This window comes from Streptomyces sp. CA-146814, assembly GCF_050942385.1.
Lineage (GTDB): Bacteria > Actinomycetota > Actinomycetes > Streptomycetales > Streptomycetaceae > Streptomyces.
In genome coordinates this window covers 4403329-4418660 of record NZ_CP192068.1, presented here as the reverse complement: position 1 = coordinate 4418660, position 15332 = coordinate 4403329, and the positions used below count along the sequence as shown (strand labels likewise).

At 73.2% G+C, this 15332-nt stretch carries 14 protein-coding genes; 7 read left to right on the top strand and 7 right to left on the bottom strand.

Annotated features, from left to right (window positions below; translation table 11 throughout):
• Nucleotides 1–183: 183 nt before the first annotated feature.
• Nucleotides 184–2265, top strand: coding sequence for a HelD family protein (locus tag ACQP09_RS19660; RefSeq protein ID WP_433401507.1), 2082 nt, complete (start codon nucleotides 184–186; stop codon nucleotides 2263–2265).
• 65 nt (nucleotides 2266–2330) lie between these two features.
• Here ACQP09_RS19660 and ACQP09_RS19655 read toward each other — a convergent pair whose 3' ends face one another.
• Nucleotides 2331–3020, bottom strand: a complete 690-nt coding sequence (locus ACQP09_RS19655) for a copper homeostasis protein CutC (RefSeq protein WP_432147473.1) — start codon at nucleotides 3018–3020, stop codon at nucleotides 2331–2333.
• Between the two features lie 296 nt (nucleotides 3021–3316).
• On the opposite strand from ACQP09_RS19655, the gene ACQP09_RS19650 reads away from it, so the two are divergent.
• On the top strand, nucleotides 3317–5548 hold the full coding sequence (locus ACQP09_RS19650) for a heavy metal translocating P-type ATPase (protein WP_433406670.1): 2232 nt from the start codon (nucleotides 3317–3319) through the stop codon (nucleotides 5546–5548).
• Nucleotides 5549–5566: 18 nt separating this feature from the next.
• Here ACQP09_RS19650 and ACQP09_RS19645 read toward each other — a convergent pair whose 3' ends face one another.
• The 4 genes from ACQP09_RS19645 to ACQP09_RS19630 all read right to left on the bottom strand — a co-directional run bounded on the left by ACQP09_RS19645 (nucleotide 5567) and on the right by ACQP09_RS19630 (nucleotide 8700).
• Complete coding sequence (locus ACQP09_RS19645) at nucleotides 5567–6436, bottom strand: biotin-dependent carboxyltransferase family protein (protein WP_433401504.1); 870 nt, start codon at nucleotides 6434–6436, stop codon at nucleotides 5567–5569.
• The gene (locus tag ACQP09_RS19640) at nucleotides 6433–7134 is read right to left on the bottom strand and encodes a 5-oxoprolinase subunit B family protein (protein ID WP_433406668.1); all 702 of its coding nucleotides are present in this window, start codon (nucleotides 7132–7134) and stop codon (nucleotides 6433–6435) included. The genes ACQP09_RS19645 and ACQP09_RS19640 overlap by 4 nt, the downstream gene beginning before the upstream one ends.
• A gap of 20 nt (nucleotides 7135–7154) precedes the next feature.
• Nucleotides 7155–7904 carry a LamB/YcsF family protein gene (locus ACQP09_RS19635; protein WP_433406667.1) on the bottom strand — a complete coding sequence of 250 codons (750 nt, stop codon included), beginning with the start codon at nucleotides 7902–7904 and terminating at the stop codon, nucleotides 7155–7157.
• Nucleotides 7905–7986: 82 nt separating this feature from the next.
• Nucleotides 7987–8700 (bottom strand): maleylpyruvate isomerase family mycothiol-dependent enzyme, encoded by a 714-nt coding sequence (locus ACQP09_RS19630; protein WP_433401502.1) that lies wholly within the window; start codon nucleotides 8698–8700, stop codon nucleotides 7987–7989.
• Between the two features lie 82 nt (nucleotides 8701–8782).
• Between ACQP09_RS19630 and ACQP09_RS19625 the strand changes: the two genes are divergently transcribed.
• The 3 genes from ACQP09_RS19625 (at nucleotide 8783) to ACQP09_RS19615 (ending at nucleotide 12347) form a co-directional block, all read left to right on the top strand.
• Nucleotides 8783–9511 (top strand): HD domain-containing protein, encoded by a 729-nt coding sequence (locus ACQP09_RS19625; RefSeq protein ID WP_433401500.1) that lies wholly within the window; start codon nucleotides 8783–8785, stop codon nucleotides 9509–9511.
• Between the two features lie 148 nt (nucleotides 9512–9659).
• Nucleotides 9660–10907 (top strand): PQQ-binding-like beta-propeller repeat protein, encoded by a 1248-nt coding sequence (locus tag ACQP09_RS19620; RefSeq protein WP_433401499.1) that lies wholly within the window; start codon nucleotides 9660–9662, stop codon nucleotides 10905–10907.
• Between the two features lie 144 nt (nucleotides 10908–11051).
• Nucleotides 11052–12347 (top strand): Cmx/CmrA family chloramphenicol efflux MFS transporter, encoded by a 1296-nt coding sequence (locus tag ACQP09_RS19615; RefSeq protein WP_433406665.1) that lies wholly within the window; start codon nucleotides 11052–11054, stop codon nucleotides 12345–12347.
• Here ACQP09_RS19615 and ACQP09_RS19610 read toward each other — a convergent pair.
• On the bottom strand, nucleotides 12293–12769 hold the full coding sequence (locus tag ACQP09_RS19610; RefSeq protein ID WP_433401497.1) for a VOC family protein: 477 nt from the start codon (nucleotides 12767–12769) through the stop codon (nucleotides 12293–12295). The genes ACQP09_RS19615 and ACQP09_RS19610 overlap by 55 nt on opposite strands.
• Nucleotides 12770–12867: 98 nt before the next feature.
• Nucleotides 12868–13833: a DUF5996 family protein gene (locus tag ACQP09_RS19605; RefSeq protein ID WP_433401495.1), complete on the bottom strand. Its 966-nt coding sequence runs from the start codon at nucleotides 13831–13833 to the stop codon at nucleotides 12868–12870.
• A gap of 235 nt (nucleotides 13834–14068) precedes the next feature.
• On the opposite strand from ACQP09_RS19605, the gene ACQP09_RS19600 reads away from it, so the two are divergent.
• Together ACQP09_RS19600 and ACQP09_RS19595 are read left to right on the top strand one after the other, a co-directional pair.
• The gene (locus ACQP09_RS19600; RefSeq protein WP_433401494.1) at nucleotides 14069–14791 is read left to right on the top strand and encodes a flavodoxin family protein; all 723 of its coding nucleotides are present in this window, start codon (nucleotides 14069–14071) and stop codon (nucleotides 14789–14791) included.
• A gap of 139 nt (nucleotides 14792–14930) precedes the next feature.
• Nucleotides 14931–15290: a UBP-type zinc finger domain-containing protein gene (locus ACQP09_RS19595; RefSeq protein WP_433401492.1), complete on the top strand. Its 360-nt coding sequence runs from the start codon at nucleotides 14931–14933 to the stop codon at nucleotides 15288–15290.
• Nucleotides 15291–15332 lie beyond the last annotated feature (42 nt).

Genomic DNA, 15332 nt, shown 5'->3' with positions numbered 1-15332 from the left:
GGCCCCGGGAGCGCCGCCGACCGGACGGAAACCGGCCGACACACGCGAACGAACCTTCCGAGCGGACCGTCCCGCTCCGGCCCCCGGCCGGCGTCGGTGAACGGTCCGCCGTCCTGCGTCGAAGAGCCGTCGAAAGCCGTCGAGAGGTCGTCGACGAGCCGTTGAAGAGCCGGAGGCAACACCGTGCCCGCGCACGTAGCGACAAGCGATTCCCCCATCGACCCAGCCGACCCCCTGGCCCATGAACGCGCCCACCTCGCCGCGTCCCGGGCCGCCCTGCGCGCGATGCGTGAGGACGTCCAGGCCCTCGACATCCGCGATGTCACCGCGAACTGGGTCAACGCCGCCGTCCTCCAGTCCCAGATCGACGACCGCATCAAGGCGCTCGCCGACCTCTCCCACACCCCCCTGTTCTTCGGCCGTCTCGACTACCTCCACGCCGTCGGCGGCGAGTTCGCCGAAGGTACGGAAGGCGAGCGGTTCTACATCGGGCGCCGGCACGTCCATGACACCGCTGGCGACCCGATGGTCATCGACTGGCGGGCCCCGGTCTCCCAGCCTTACTACCAGGCCTCCCCCAAGAACCCCCAGGACGTCGGGCTCCGCCGCCGCTTCGGTTACACGGCCGGCGAGCTCACCGCGTACGAGGACGAGCACCTCACCGACCCGACCGAGGTCGCGCGGACCAGCCGGCTCCTCCAGGCGGAGATCGAGCGGCCGCGCGTCGGGCCGATGCGCGACATCGTCGCCACCATCCAGCCCGAACAGGACGAGATCGTCCGCAGCGGCCTCGGCGGGACCGTCTGTGTCCAGGGCGGTCCCGGCACCGGGAAGACCGCCGTCGGACTGCACCGGGTGGCGTTCCTGCTGTACGCGCACCGCGAGCGGCTCGCCCGTACCGGCACCCTCGTCATCGGGCCGAACCGGTCCTTCCTCCACTACATCGAGCAGGTCCTGCCCGCCCTCGGCGAGCTGGAGGTCAAGCAGGCCACCGTCGACGACCTGGTGACGGCGGACGTGGAGGTCAGGGGGGTCGACGACGCGGCCGCCGCCGTCGTCAAGGGCGACGCCCGGATGGCCGAGGTGCTGCGCCGGGCCATCCGCTCGCACGTCACCACGCCGGCCGAGCCCGTCGTCGTGGTGCGCGGGTCGCGGCGCTGGCGGGTGCCCGCCTACGAGGTCGAGGAGATGGTCGACGAGCTGCTCGCCCGGGACATGCGGTACGGCTCCGCCCACGAGGCCCTGCCGCAGCGGATCGCGCACGCCGTCCTCGTACGGATGGAGGAGGCCGGTGAGGCCCCCGACGACCGGGTGCAGAACACCGTGGCCCGCAATCCGGCGGTCAAGGCGGCCGTGAAGGCGATCTGGCCCGCCGTCGACCCGGAGAAGCTGGTGCTGCGGCTGCTGGCCGACCCGGAGTTCCTGGCCGTCCACGCGGACGGGCTGCTCAGCGCGGACGAGCAGAAGCTGGTCCTCTGGGCGAAGCCCGCCCGGAGCGTGCGGTCGGCCAGGTGGTCGGCGGCGGACGCGGTGCTCATCGACGAGGCCCGGGACCTGGTGGCCCGTACGCACTCGCTCGGCCATGTCGTGCTCGACGAGGCGCAGGACCTCTCCCCCATGCAGTACCGGGCGGTGGGGCGGCGGTGTTCGACCGGTTCGGCGACCGTGCTCGGGGACCTGGCGCAGGGGACGACGCCGTGGTCCACGGAGAGCTGGGACGAGGCCCTGTTCCACCTGGGCAAGGCGGACGCGGTGGTGGAGGAGCTGACGGCCGGGTTCCGTGTGCCGCGCGAGGTGATCGCGTACGCCTCCCGGCTGCTGCCCGCGATCTCGCCGGGTCTCGCGGCGGTGGAGTCGGTGCGGGAGTCGCCGGGGTCGTTGGTGGTACGAGCCGTCCCCGGGGCGGACGGCCTGGACGCGGCCGTGGTCGCCGCCTGCGAGGAGTCGCTGCGGCATGAGGGGTCGATCGGGCTGATCGCCGCCGACGCCCGGATCCCGGCGCTGGGTGCGGCGCTGGCGGCGGCGGGTCACGCGTACCTCTCGCCCGGTGAGGAGACCACCGCCGAGTCGCGGCTGACGCTGGTGCCCGCGTCGCTGGCGAAGGGCCTGGAGTACGACTACGTGGTGCTGGACGAGCCGGCGGCCGTGGTGGACGGCGAGCCGGACGAGCGGACCGGGCTGCGGCGGCTCTACGTGGCGCTGACCCGTGCGGTGTCGGGGCTGACGGTGGTGCACGCGGCGGCGCTGCCGGAGGCGCTGGGGTAGTCCCCCGCCCCCCCGGGAGGGGGAGGGGCGGGGCCCGTTGCGGCGCCCGCCCCGTGCCTCCTGGATCAGGCGTCGAGCGCCTCGCGCCACTCCCGTACCGCCGCCGCGTCCACCGGTGCCGACCAGCCGGACGGACGGGCCGCGCCGCCGATGTGGAACGCGTCGATCCCCGCCGCCAGCAGCTGCGGCACGTGGCGGAGCTGGAGACCGCCGCCGACCAGGATCTGCGGCTCGTACCCGGGCTCCCGCGTACGGGCGGCCTCGGCGAGCAGCGTCGGGAGGCCCGCGTCGACCCCGTCCGGCGAACCCGCCGTGAGGAACGTGTCCAGGCCCGGCAGGTCCGCGAGCTGCTTGCGCAGGGCGTCGCGGTCGGCGGCCCGGTCGATCGCACGGTGGAAGGTCCAGCGGGCGCCGTCCAGCTGGGCGACGATCCGCTCGACGGCCACGAGGTCGGCGTGACCGTCCGCGTCCAGGAAGCCGAGGACGTACTCGTCGGCGCCCGCCGCCCGCAGCTCGTGGGCCTTCTCGATCAGTACGTCGACGTCACCGGCGGCGAACCCGTCCGCCACCCTGAGCATCACGCGCAGCGGGATGTCCACGGCCGACCGGATCGCCGCGAAGGTCTCCCGTGACGGCGTCAGGCCGTCCGCGGCCATGTCGGTGACCAGTTCGAGGCGGTCTGCACCACCTGCCTGGGCGGCGACCGCGTCCTCCGCGTCGAGAGCGATCACCTCCAGGACTGCACGGTTGCTCATGGGTCCCCATTCCTCCGATACACAGCTATAGGTCTAGTCCAATGGCCAGCCTACGGGGCGGTCATGCGGCCGCGCAGCCCTCCATCTGAACGCATGATCGCGGACCTGCGCGACCCCGCCCGGCAGATGCCCTCCGGCGCGCCTTGCGTTTCATAGGGGTGGGGGGTATACATGGGGAGAGGAAAGAGATACCCCCTAGGGGTATCTGAACCCGCTTCGAGGAGGCTCCCGTGCCCACCCGCTCCACGACCACCGCCTCCGGTGCCGGCACCTCCGTCGAGCTGTCCATCGGCGGCATGACCTGCGCCTCCTGCGCGGCCCGCATCGAGAAGAAGCTCAACCGGATGGACGGCGTGGAGGCGACCGTCAACTACGCCACGGAGAAGGCGAAGGTGACGTACCAGGGCGAGGACGTCTCCGTACAGGATCTGATCTCCACCGTCGAGGCCACCGGCTACACCGCCCAGGAGCCGCCGCCACCGGAGAAGGCGGCGTCGAGGGGGACGGAGAGCGGGACGGCGGAGGCCGGACAGCCCGACCACGAACTCACCGCGCTCCGCCAGCGCCTCATCACCTCGCTCGTCCTCGCCGTCCCGGTGATCGCGATGGCGATGATCCCGGCCCTCCAGTTCGACAACTGGCAGTGGCTCTCCCTGACCCTCGCCGCCCCCGTCGTCACGTACGCCGGCTGGCCCTTCCACCGCGCCGCCTGGACCAACCTCAAGCACGGCGCGGCGACGATGGACACGCTGATCTCGGTCGGTACGTCGGCCGCGTTCCTGTGGTCGGTGTGGGCGCTGTTCTTCGGTACGGCGGGCATGACCGGGATGACGCACCCGTTCGAGCTGACCATCGCACGCAGCGACGGCGCCGGGAACATCTACCTGGAAGCCGCCGCCGGGGTGACCGCCTTCATCCTCGCCGGGCGCTGGTTCGAGGCCCGCTCCAAGCGGAAGGCCGGGGCCGCGCTCCGGGCGCTCATGGAGCTGGGCGCGAAGGAGGTCACGCTCCTGCGCGACGGCCGCGAGGTGACCGTGCCGACCGCCGAACTCCAGGTCGGCGACCGCTTCGTCGTACGCCCCGGCGAGAAGATCGCCACCGACGGCACGGTGGTCGAAGGCAGCTCCGCCGTGGACGCCTCCATGCTCACCGGCGAGTCCGTGCCGGTGGAGGTCGCCGCCGGTGACGCGGTGACCGGCGCGACGATCAACGCCGGCGGCCGCCTCGTCGTCGAAGCCACCCGCATCGGCTCCGACACCCAGCTCGCCCGCATGGCCCGCCTCGTCGAGGACGCCCAGAACGGCAAGGCAGCCGCCCAACGCCTCGCCGACCGCATCTCCGCCGTCTTCGTGCCGATCGTCATCGCGCTGGCGCTCGGCACCCTCGGCTTCTGGCTCGGCAGCGGCGCCGGACTCACGGCGGCCTTCACGGCGGCCGTCGCGGTCCTGATCATCGCCTGCCCCTGCGCCCTCGGTCTCGCCACCCCGACCGCCCTCATGGTCGGCACCGGGCGTGGAGCCCAGCTCGGCATCCTCATCAAGGGCCCGGAAGTCCTCGAAACCACCCGCCGCGTGGACACCATCGTCCTGGACAAGACGGGGACGGTGACGACCGGCAAGATGACGCTCCTCGCCGTCCACACGGCCGACGGCACCGACGAGGACGACGTGCTGCGGCTGGCCGGTGCGGTGGAGCACTCCTCGGAGCACCCGATCGCGCAGGCGGTGGCGGCGGGTGCCGTCGAGCGACTCGGCGGCGGATCCCCCCTCCCCACCCCCGAGGACTTCGCCAACGTCCCCGGACTCGGCGTCCAGGGCGTGGTGGACGGACACGCCGTCCTCGTGGGCCGGGAGCAGCTGCTGGCCGACTGGGAGATCCGGCTGCCGGAGGCGCTGGCCGGTGCCAAGGCCGAGGCGGAGCGCGCCGGGCGGACGGCCATCACGGTCGCGTGGGACGGGGAGGCGCGGGCGGTCCTGGAGGTGGCGGACGCGGTGAAGGACACCAGCGCCGAGGCCATCGAGCGGCTGCGCGCCCTCGGCCTCACCCCGATCCTCCTCACCGGCGACAACCGGGCCGTCGCGGAGGCGGTGGCGGCCGAGGTCGGCATCGGTGCCGATGACGTGTACGCGGAGGTCATGCCGGAGGACAAGGTCGACGTCGTCAAGCGCCTCCAGGCGGACGGCCGGAGCGTCGCGATGGTCGGCGACGGGGTCAACGACGCCGCCGCGCTGGCCCAGGCCGATCTGGGTCTGGCCATGGGTACGGGCACCGATGCCGCGATCGAGGCCGGTGACCTCACCCTCGTACGGGGAGACCTGCGGGCCGCCGCCGACGCCATCCGGCTCGCGCGCCGCACGCTCTCCACGATCCGGACGAACCTGTTCTGGGCCTTCGCCTACAACGTCGGCGCGCTGCCGCTGGCGGCGGCCGGGCTGCTGAACCCGATGATCGCCGGGGCCGCGATGGCGTTCTCGTCGGTGTTCGTGGTCGGCAACTCGCTGCGGCTGCGGGGCTTCAAGGGGGCATAGGAGTACGCGCGGCGGGGCTCACGCTCGTACGGAGAACCGCACCCGCGTTCCCGGAACCGCCTGCGCCGCCCCGGCGAGGGCGGTTTCCGGTACGACGCCGACGACCGGGTAGCCGCCGGTCGTCGGGTGGTCGTTGAGGAAGACGACGGGAAGGCCGTCCGGCGGGACCTGGACCGCCCCCAGCACCATGCCTTCGCTGGGCAGTTCGCCGTCGCGGGCCCGCTCCAGGGCGGGGCCTTCGGTGCGGAGGCCGATGCGGTTGCTGTGCGGGGAGACCCGGTAGGTGGCGGTGGTGAGCGTGCGCAGGGCGGCGGGCGTGAACCACGCGTGGCGTGGGCCGAGGTGGAGGGGCAGCACCAGCTCGGTGGGGGCGCCGGGCCAGGGGACGGGGCCTTGCGGTGGCCCGTCGGCCGGTTCGCCCAGGGGCAGCGTGTCACCTTCGCTCAGCGGGGCCGGGCCGATCCCCGAGAGGAGGTCGGCGGAGCGGCTGCCCAGGACCGGTTCCGGCTCCAGGCCGCCTGCGAACGCCAGATAGCCGCGTACGCCGGTGAGCGCGGGCCCCACGTCCAGCACCGCGCCCGCCGGAACCCGCACGGGCGCGCCCCACGCCACGGGCCGCCCGTCGACGGTCACCCGGCACCCCGCACCGCCGACGACGGCCACCACGGGCCGGTCCGGGCGGACGGCGCACCCGGTGACGGTGGTCTCCAGGAGGGCGGCGCCCGGCGCGTTGCCCACGAGCCGGTTGGCCAGCCGGGCGGCGGTCGCGTCGAGGGCCCCGGCCCGCCCGACGCCGAGATGCGCCCAGCCGGGCCGGCCCGCGTCCTGGACGGTGGTGAGGGCGCCGGGCCGGACGACGTGGAGGAGCTTGTTCCGTACGGAGGTCATCGGCCCGTCTCCGTACGAGGGAGAGGTACGGCCCCGGGTTCGGCAGCCACGAACCGCACCCGGGTCCCCGGCCCCAGCAGCGCCGCCGGTTCCCTGCCCGAGTCCCACAGCGCGGCCGCCGGGTCCGCCATGCGCCCGATGAGCTGCCAGCCGCCGGGCGAAGGGCGCGGGTAGACCCCGGTGTACGGCCCGGCGAGGGCCAGCGCCCCGGCCGGAACCCTCGTACGCGGGGTCGCGCGCCGGGGCACATGCAGGCGCTCGGGCAACCCGGTCAGGTAACCGAACCCCGGCGCGAACCCGCAGAAGGCCACCCGGAACGCGGTACGGGAGTGCAGCCCCGGCACCTCGTCGACGCCGACGCCCCAGAGCGCGGCGACCTCGTGCAGATCGGGCCCGTCGTACACGACCGGGATCTCGACCGCGTCCCGCTCCTCGCGGCGCAGAGGCGGAACGGACCAGGAGAGGAGGTCGCGGGCGAGCCGGTCACGAGCTGCGGGAATGCGGCCGCTGACCTCCTCGATACCGTCGAGCAGCACGGTCCGAGCGCCCGGCACGATCTCGCGTACGCCGGGAAGTGCGCCCCGCGCGCGGCGGCGGAGCAGCTCGGCGTGGAAGGCCTCGGCCCGCTCGCCGTCGGCCAGTTCGACGAGGAGGGCGTGCGCCCCGGCAGGCAGAACCCTCACCTCGCGCACCTCCATACCGTCGCCGTCCCCCTGGCTCACGTGAACGCCTCCACCCGCACGCCCGCCTCCTCCAGCGCGGCCCGTACCCGGCGCGCGAGGGCCGCCGCGCCCGGGGTGTCGCCGTGGACGCAGAGCGAGCGGGCCTCCACGGCTATCCGGCCGCCGTCCGCCCCGGTGACCGCGCGGTCGAGCGCCAGGCCGACACTCCGGCGTACGACCTCGTCGGCGTCGTGCACCACCGCACCCTCCTCGCCGCGCGGGACCAGCGTGCCCCGCGCGGTGTACGCGCGGTCGGCGAAGGCCTCCTCCACGGCGGGCAGCCCGGCGGCGGAGGCGTGCGCGAGGAGATGGGAGCCGGGCAGGCCGAGGACGGTGAGGCCGCCGCCCGCGAGCCGGACGCCCGCGACGACGGCGGCGGCCTGCTGCTCGTCGTGGACGGTCCGGTTGTAGAGGGCGCCGTGCGGTTTGACGTACGAGACGGCCGAGCCGGCCGCCTCCGCGAACACCCGCAAGGCGCCGATCTGGTACGCGACCTCGGCGGCCAGCTCGTCGGCCGGCACATCCATCGACCGCCGCCCGAACCCGGCCAGGTCCCGGTAGGAGACCTGCGCCCCGATCCGTACGCCGTTCGCCGCCGCCGCGTCGCAGACCCGCCGCATTATGGAGGCGTCGCCCGCGTGGAAGCCGCACGCCACGTTGGCGCTGGTGACACAGGCGAGCAGCGCCTCGTCGTCGGTCAGGGTCCAGCGGCCGAAGCCCTCGCCCAGGTCCGCGTTCAGGTCCATCTTCACCGGGCGCACGCTATTGACTGCGCCGGTGGTCGACAAGAGCCGGTCCGAGGAGCGGAAGGCCCGCCGCCGCTTCCGGTCATCGGCCGTCCGGCTTCGGCGGCCGGTCGAAGAGGTGCAGGTCCCCTTCCCGTACGCCGTGCAGCTCGTACCGCGTGCCGACCAGCGGGCGGTTCGCGTACAGGCGGATCAGCGTGGGCCCGTCGCCGTGGTACCGGCCCGCCGGCCGCCCGTCGGGTGCGGGCACACCGAGCGGGCGCGGCACTCCCCAGCCCTCCCCCTCCCCCTCCACGTCCGCGAAGATCCGCGGCATCTCCTTCCGGTACGCCGAGCCCTCCAGCAGGCCCAAGGCGTACGGCAGTCCGCGCCCGGCGTACGCCCCGTCGAGCCCCCACGCCTCGCGCACATCACCGGCGTGCACCCACTCGCCGAGCGCGACCCCGTCCAGCTTCCCGCCGGCGGCGGCGATCACCGGACCAGCCTCGGTCATCCCGCGCTCCAGCTCGTCGAGGAGCGCGGCCAGCGGCAGACCGGCCCGCTCCGCGATGTCCCGCTCGTTGGACTCGGGCGAGAACACGCCGTCCTCCAGCCGGTCCTCCACCACCCGGGTCAGCGCGGCGGCGCAGTGCGCGAGGACATGGCGGACGGTCCAGCCGGGACACGCGGTGCGGAGGTCGTACGCGGACTCAGGAGTGGCGCGCAGGAGCGGGAGGAGCTCGTCGCGCTCGGTGCGCAGGAGCAGGCCGGGAAGTTCGGGATCGCGTACGGGAGCGGCGGAGTCCATGGTCGTCATGGCTCTCAGCCAACCGCAGGGAGGCCGCCGGCCGGAGCGGGATGCCGGAATCCGTGCGGGAGTCAGCCTCTAAGGTCGTGCCATGACGGACAGCCCGCTCCCCCGCGACCCCCGTACCGCCCTGGTCGACCGCTGGCGGGACACGCTCCTCGCCGCCCGTTCGGGAGCGCCCGGCGACGGCCCCGGCGTCGGCCCCGGCCCCGACGCCGGCCCCGACGCCGGACCCGATCCGCTGCCGTACGCCGAGAACCTGCTGGACCGCTGGGACGAGCCGCAGCGGCGGTACCACACCACCGCCCATCTGACGGCGGTCCTGGACCGGATCGACACCCTCGCTCCGTACGCCGCCGATGTGCACGCGGTGCGGCTGGCCGCCTGGTTCCACGACGCGGTGTACCGGCCCGACCGCACGGAGAACGAGGAGCGCAGCGCCGCCCTCGCCGAGCGCGCGCTGCCCGAGGCGGGGGTGTCGGAGGCGGTGACGGCGGAGGTCGCGCGGCTGGTCCGGCTCACCGTGACGCACGACCCGGCCGACGGGGACCGGAACGGCGAGGTGCTGTGCGACGCGGACCTGGCGGTGCTGGCGGGCGGCCCGGAGGAGTACGCGGCGTACGCGGCGCAGGTACGGGAGGAGTACGGGTTCGTGCCGGACGAGGCGTTCCGGGCCGGGCGGGCCGGCGTACTGCGGCAACTCCTCGCGCTGCCGAGGCTGTTCCGTACGCCGCACGGGGCGGCCGCGTGGGAGGCGCGGGCCCGGCACAACCTGGCGACGGAGCTGGAGCTGCTGAGGTCGTCGTCCGATCCGCGGTGATCGTCAGGTGCGCGGCGATCGGCGAATGTTCCGGTTCCTTCACGGAGTTGTTCCGGTCATGATCCGCCCCGGCCTGGGGCATCTGACGACCGCTAACGTCTGACATCGCAGTTGCACACACTCTGATAACTCCACGGGGGGCGGCAGAATGTCCAAGGGATCCGCGGTATACGGCATGACGGCCGGCAGGACTTCACGGCGGCGAATACTGCGACTGGCCGGCGGCGGGCTCACGGCGGCGGCGCTCGGCGCCGGGCTGACCGGCTGCGAGGACCCGTCCGAGACCGGCGGCGAAGGCAGCATCCCGCCGCCGCGCACCGCCTCCCCGGAAGACGGCGGCAAGGCCCGCGAGGACGGCCGGGCTCCCGCGCCGCTGTGGACGCGGACGACCTCGGCGCAGACGTACGGGGACAACGACGAGCTGGTGGCCGTGGACGGTGTGGTGATCGCGAGCGGCGATCCGCTGGCCGCGCTCGACGGCGCGAGCGGCGAGGAGCGGTGGTCGCTGCCGGGCGGCGCGATCCCCGGCGCCCCGCTGCTGCTCGGCGCCGGCACCTTGTATCTGGCCAGCGGCAGGTACGACGGCGCCGTCATCGGGTACGCCCCGGCCGCCGGCAAGGAGACCTGGCGCAGCCACCTGGGCAAGGAGTACCGGCAGCCGAGGCCGGTCGCGGTGGACGAGACGCAGGTGTACGTCATCGCCGAGATCCTGGAGGCCGACGGCTCGTCCCGTACCAATGTGATCGCCGCCCTGAGCAGCGCCACGGGCAAGCTGGTCTGGAAGGAACAGCGCGACCTCGGCACCCAGCAGAACGGGGTCCACGCCGCCGTCCAGGGCCGCCACCTCGTCTACACCGACTTCAGGAAGAACCTCACCGTGCGCGACACCGCCACCGGCCGGCAGGTGTGGACGCAGAAGACGACGAAGACGAGTTACGGCCCCTTCGCGATCCACGAGGACCTGGTGATCGTCCCGCAGGGGCGGAAGCTCCAGGCCTTCGCGCTGGCGGACGGGTCCGAGAGGTGGTCCGTACAGGCCGAGCAGTTCACCACCTTCCGGGAGCCGGCCGTCCTGGACGGCGTCCTCCACATCGCGGACAGCGGCCGGACGCTGTGGGCCCTCGATCCGCGGACCGGAAAGAAAGTCTGGCAGTCCACGGCGCTCAAGGACGCGGGCGCGCAGGTGCCCCGGCAGTTCGTCAGGGTCGGCGGCACTGTTTACGGGGCGACCGACCTGGACGAGAAGGGCGGCGTCCACGCCATCGACGCGAGGACCGGCGCGCTGCGCTGGACGTTCAACGACGGGTCCGGCGACCACCACGCCTGGCTGGTGGCCACCGACGGCAAGCGCGTCTTCGCCCTGCACGGCAAGAAGCTGCACGCCCTGCCCGCGTAACGGCTGCCCACCGTGACGGTTGTCCACCGCCCTGACGGTTGTCCACCGTGACGGCCGTCCACGTACCGAGAGCCGGGAATGCGGATACGTTCTCCGGCGTTGGGACGAGTCATGCCCGACTCCACCTCCCGCCGCCGCACACCCATGCCGCTGGCCGTATACATCCTCGGCCTCTCGGTCTTCGCTCTCGGCACCAGCGAGTTCATGCTGTCGGGCCTGCTCCCGCCGATCGCCGACGATATGGACGTCTCGATCCCGCAGGCCGGCCTCCTCATATCCGCCTTCGCGATCGGCATGGTGGTCGGCGCCCCGCTGCTCGCCGTGGCCACGCTGCGGCTGCCGCGCCGGACGACCCTGATCGCGCTGATCTCCGTCTTCGGCCTCGGGCAGGTGGCGGGCGCGCTGGCGCCGACGTACGAGGTGCTCTTCGCCTCCCGGGTGGTGAGCGCGCTCGCCTGCGCGGGGTTCTGGGCGGTCGGGGCGGCGGTGGCCATCGCGATGGTCCCGGTGAACCAGCGGGCGCGGGCGATGGCCGTGATGATCGGCGGGCTGTCCATCGCCAACGTGCTGGGCGTGCCGATGGGGGCCTTCCTCGGCGAGCACCTCGGGTGGCGGTCGGCGTTCTGGGCGGTGGGCCTGGCGTCGGCGGTGGCGCTGGTGGGGGTCGTCACGCGCATCCCGTACATCCCGCTGCCGGAGAAGAAGCCGCAGCTGCGGCAGGAGCTGGCGATCTACCGGGACCGGCAGGTCTGGCTGGCGATCGTGATCACCGCGCTGGCGGCGGGCGGGGTGTTCTGCGCGTTCAGCTATCTGGCGCCGCTGCTGACGGACGTGGCGGGCCTGGACTCGGGGTGGGTGCCGTGGATCCTGGGCCTGTTCGGGGTCGGTGCGCTGATCGGTACCACGATCGGCGGCCGGGTCGCGGACGCGCACCTCTTCGGGGTGCTGCTGAGCGGAATCACGGCGTCCACGGTGTTCCTGGCGGCGCTGGCCCTGTTCGCCTCCAGCCAGGTCGCGGTGGTCGCGCTGGCGTTCCTGCTGGGCCTGTCGGCGTTCTTCACGGCCCCCGCGCTGAACGCCCGGATGTTCAACGTGGCCGGTGCGGCCCCGACGCTGGCCGGCGCCACGACGACGGCCGCGTTCAACCTGGGCAACACGAGCGGCCCGTGGCTCGGCGGCACGGTGATCGACGCGGACTTCGGCTTCGCCTCCACGGCGTGGGCGGGCGCGGCGATGACGGTCCTGGCGCTGGCGGCGGTGACGGTGTCGCTGCGGCTTCAGCGGGACGGCCGGGGCGGCGTCTCACGTTCGCGGCTGATCGCGAAGAGCGCTGCCACCGGTACGGGGAGCGCGTCGGGCGCGGACCGTGCGGTGCCGGCCCCCGCTCACGGTGAGGGGTCTTCGGCGCGGTCCGGTGGTTCGGCGGCCGGGTCGGCGTAGACACCGCGGAGCATGCCGGTGGCCTGTCCGACCTCGATCAGGTAGCCGTCCGGATCGCGCAGGTAGCAGCGGATCTCGGCCTTGCGGTCGATCGGTCCGGTGACGAATTGGGCGCCCTTGGCGCTCCAGTCGCGGTGAACGGCCTCGATGTCCGCCACCCGGATGTTGAGGAAACAGGACGCGCTGGAGACGTCCTCCGGTGGGCGCAGGGTGATGCCGGGTTTGTCGGGGGTGGGCCCCCCGCCGGGGTTCATGATGATCCAGCTGTTGGCCAGCCGGACCGTGCACGGGTTCTCGGCGAGAACGACCTCACCGCCGAGGACGTCCGTGTAGAAGGCACGCGAACGGGGCACGTCGGCGACGCTGAGGAAGTAGGTCAGGAGCATCCCCGACTCGGGTGCGGGAAAGCCTTCCATGGGCATGGTTCACATCCCTGCTTCGTAGTCGTCCGATCTGGTCGGCGGCCGGAGTCATGACCGTGGCCGACCGGAGTCATGACCGTGGCCGGCCGGTTTCCGGGTCATGTTCCCGGCCGGGGATGTGCCGTGGCCGGGGCCGCGGCCTGGGGGTCGGTCACTCCCCCCGGACAGAGCCGGTCGGTGTCCCAGCCCGCCAAGCGTGCGCCGGCCGCGTACGCGGAGTCGTAGAACCGGAGGATCTCGGCCGACGCGTCCGGCCGGGTGCGCACGTCGTCGTAGGGCAGCAGGGCCAGGTGCGAGCCGTTGCTCTCCGTCCACCGCGCGGCCGCCGGTTCCAACGGCTGCCGCCCCAGTCCGTCGGGTTCCGGCGCCGTGTACGAGTAGAAGGCGGGTTCCGGATAGGACCGTTCGTCGCCGAACCAGAAGCCGCTGCTGATCACCTCGCGCGAGTACGCCTCCCGGGTCACCGGATCGACGGACCGCCCCTGCTCCACGTGCCGGTCGGAGAACCGGGTGACGGCGATGTCGAAGGTGTGCCAGAAATGGTGGACCGGGCTGGTCTTCCCGGAGTACCCGGCCGCGTACCTCTCCAGAATCAGCATGACCTGGGTGAGGATCGTCCAGTAGCGGTTCACGGCGGCCGGGTCGTAGGTGGCGTGTTCGTCGTCCTCGGCGAACGGCCGGGTGGCGTCGGGCAGGTCGAAGGGGTACGGGTGCTCCGGAAGCACGCCGATGCGCAGGTGGGCCAGCGCGCCGGTGAACTCGCGGTAGAAGTCGCCGACCGACAGGCCCATCAGCGGGAACGACACCCGGCGCCCGTCGAGGGTCGACACGCGGAGTCGGTGGGCGATGAAGTCGAAGTCGGCGGTGAACACGGTGCCGTCGCCGAGCGGGCCGCTGGGCCGGGTGGTGATGCCGTCGCCGGTCAGGTGGAAGGGAACGTTCCACCAGTGGTTGCGCCGGACACCGGCCTCAAGCCGCACCTTCCCCACGATCTGGAGGAACCGGTGCAGCGTCTCCTTCGTCGGGTCCCAGGACTCCCTCGGCAGCGGGGGAAACAGATCCATCGGAGGCGCCTCCCGGAGGCCCGCCCCGGCCCGGACGGCCGAGGGCACATTGGTTCCACTCTCCCGCCCGGTGCCCCGGGCCGCATCCGCTGGGTACCGGGCGCTGAGCGCCGGGGTGACCGGGCGGGAGCGCCGGCGTGCCGGGGCGCGTACCGCGTTCGCCGCGCTGCGATGGCCCTTACCACTGCGGTCTTCCAAGCTCGTGGCATCAGCCACCGCGAAAGGACACGCACCCGTGCCGTCCACCACTGCGCCCCGTTACGACGACCTCAGCGCCCTCTACCTCAACTGCACCCTCAAGCCGTCACCGGAGACGAGCAATACCGAGGGACTGATCGTCCGCAGCACCGCCGTGATGCGCGCGGCCGGCGTGCGGACGCAGGTGATCCGCCCCGTCGACCGGGACCTCGCGGTCGGCGTCCAGCCCGACATGACCCAGCACGGCGCCGCCACCGATGCCTGGCCGGAGCTGTACGCCGAAGTGATGGCCGCCGACATCCTGGTGCTCTGCGGACCGATCTGGCTCGGTGACAACAGCTCGGTGATGAAGCACGTCATCGAACGGCTCTACTCCAACTCGGCCGACCTCAACGACGCGGGCCAGTCCGCCTACTACGGGCGGGTCGGCGGCTGTCTCATCACCGGCAACGAGGACGGCCTCAAGCACTGCGCCATGAACATCCTCTACAGCCTCCAGCACATCGGCTACGCCGTCCCCCCGCAGGCCGACGCGGGCTGGATCGGCGAGGCGGGCCCAGGCCCCAGCTACCTGGATCCCGGCTCCGGCGGCCCCGAGAACGACTTCACCAACCGGAACACCACCTTCGCGGCCTGGAACCTCATGCACCTCGCCGCACTCCTGAAACGCGCCGGAGGCGTCCCCGCGTACGGCAACCAGCGCCCCGAGTGGCAGGCCGGCTGCCGCTTCGACGCCCCCAACCCGGAGCACCGCAGCTGACGAACACCCGCCCGGGGCGACCGAGCCGCCGTGCTCCCCCGGCTGGCCTGCCACCAGGACCGGGCGCAGCCTGGAAGGGCCGGCCGTCCCGCACCGCGTGGGGCACCGCCCGGCGAGGAACCGAGCAAGGAGCACCTCCATGGCTGACCGAGCGATTCCCGGTATCGACCCGCAGGCCGCCCCGAGCGGCCCGGGCTGCGCCGACTGCCTGGCGGGGGACGGCCCCGGCTGGTGGTTCCACCTCCGCCGCTGCGCCGCCTGCGGCCGCATCGGCTGCTGCGACTCCTCCCCCTCCCAGCACGCCACCAGCCACTCCCGAACGGCCGGCCACCCCTTCATCACCAGCTACGAACCGGGCGAGGAGTGGTTCTACAACAACGAGACCCAGCAGTTCTCCGAGGGACCGCAGCTTGCCCCGCCCGCCTCCCACCCGGCCGACCAGCCCGTTCCCGGACCGGCCGGTGCGGTGCCCGAGGACTGGCAGCAGCGGTTGAAGTGAGCGCAAGCCCTCCAACGCCCACGCGACCCTTCAAGCCGTTGC

Bases quoted from the DNA above. Each gene is read 5' to 3' on its own strand.
- ACQP09_RS19595 (WP_433401492.1), top strand. From the start codon at position 14,931: ATGGCTGACCGAGCGATTCCCGGTATCGACCCGCAGGCCGCCCCGAGC.
- ACQP09_RS19610 (WP_433401497.1), bottom strand. From the start codon at position 12,769: ATGCCCATGGAAGGCTTTCCCGCACCCGAGTCGGGGATGCTCCTGACC.
- ACQP09_RS19615 (WP_433406665.1), top strand. From the start codon at position 11,052: ATGCCGCTGGCCGTATACATCCTCGGCCTCTCGGTCTTCGCTCTCGGC.
- ACQP09_RS19620 (WP_433401499.1), top strand. From the start codon at position 9,660: ATGTCCAAGGGATCCGCGGTATACGGCATGACGGCCGGCAGGACTTCA.
- ACQP09_RS19630 (WP_433401502.1), bottom strand. From the start codon at position 8,700: ATGACGACCATGGACTCCGCCGCTCCCGTACGCGATCCCGAACTTCCC.
- ACQP09_RS19605 (WP_433401495.1), bottom strand. From the start codon at position 13,833: ATGGATCTGTTTCCCCCGCTGCCGAGGGAGTCCTGGGACCCGACGAAG.
- ACQP09_RS19635 (WP_433406667.1), bottom strand. From the start codon at position 7,904: ATGGACCTGAACGCGGACCTGGGCGAGGGCTTCGGCCGCTGGACCCTG.
- ACQP09_RS19645 (WP_433401504.1), bottom strand. From the start codon at position 6,436: ATGACCTCCGTACGGAACAAGCTCCTCCACGTCGTCCGGCCCGGCGCC.
- ACQP09_RS19650 (WP_433406670.1), top strand. From the start codon at position 3,317: ATGACCTGCGCCTCCTGCGCGGCCCGCATCGAGAAGAAGCTCAACCGG.
- ACQP09_RS19640 (WP_433406668.1), bottom strand. From the start codon at position 7,134: ATGGAGGTGCGCGAGGTGAGGGTTCTGCCTGCCGGGGCGCACGCCCTC.
- ACQP09_RS19655 (WP_432147473.1), bottom strand. From the start codon at position 3,020: ATGAGCAACCGTGCAGTCCTGGAGGTGATCGCTCTCGACGCGGAGGAC.
- ACQP09_RS19625 (WP_433401500.1), top strand. From the start codon at position 8,783: ATGACGGACAGCCCGCTCCCCCGCGACCCCCGTACCGCCCTGGTCGAC.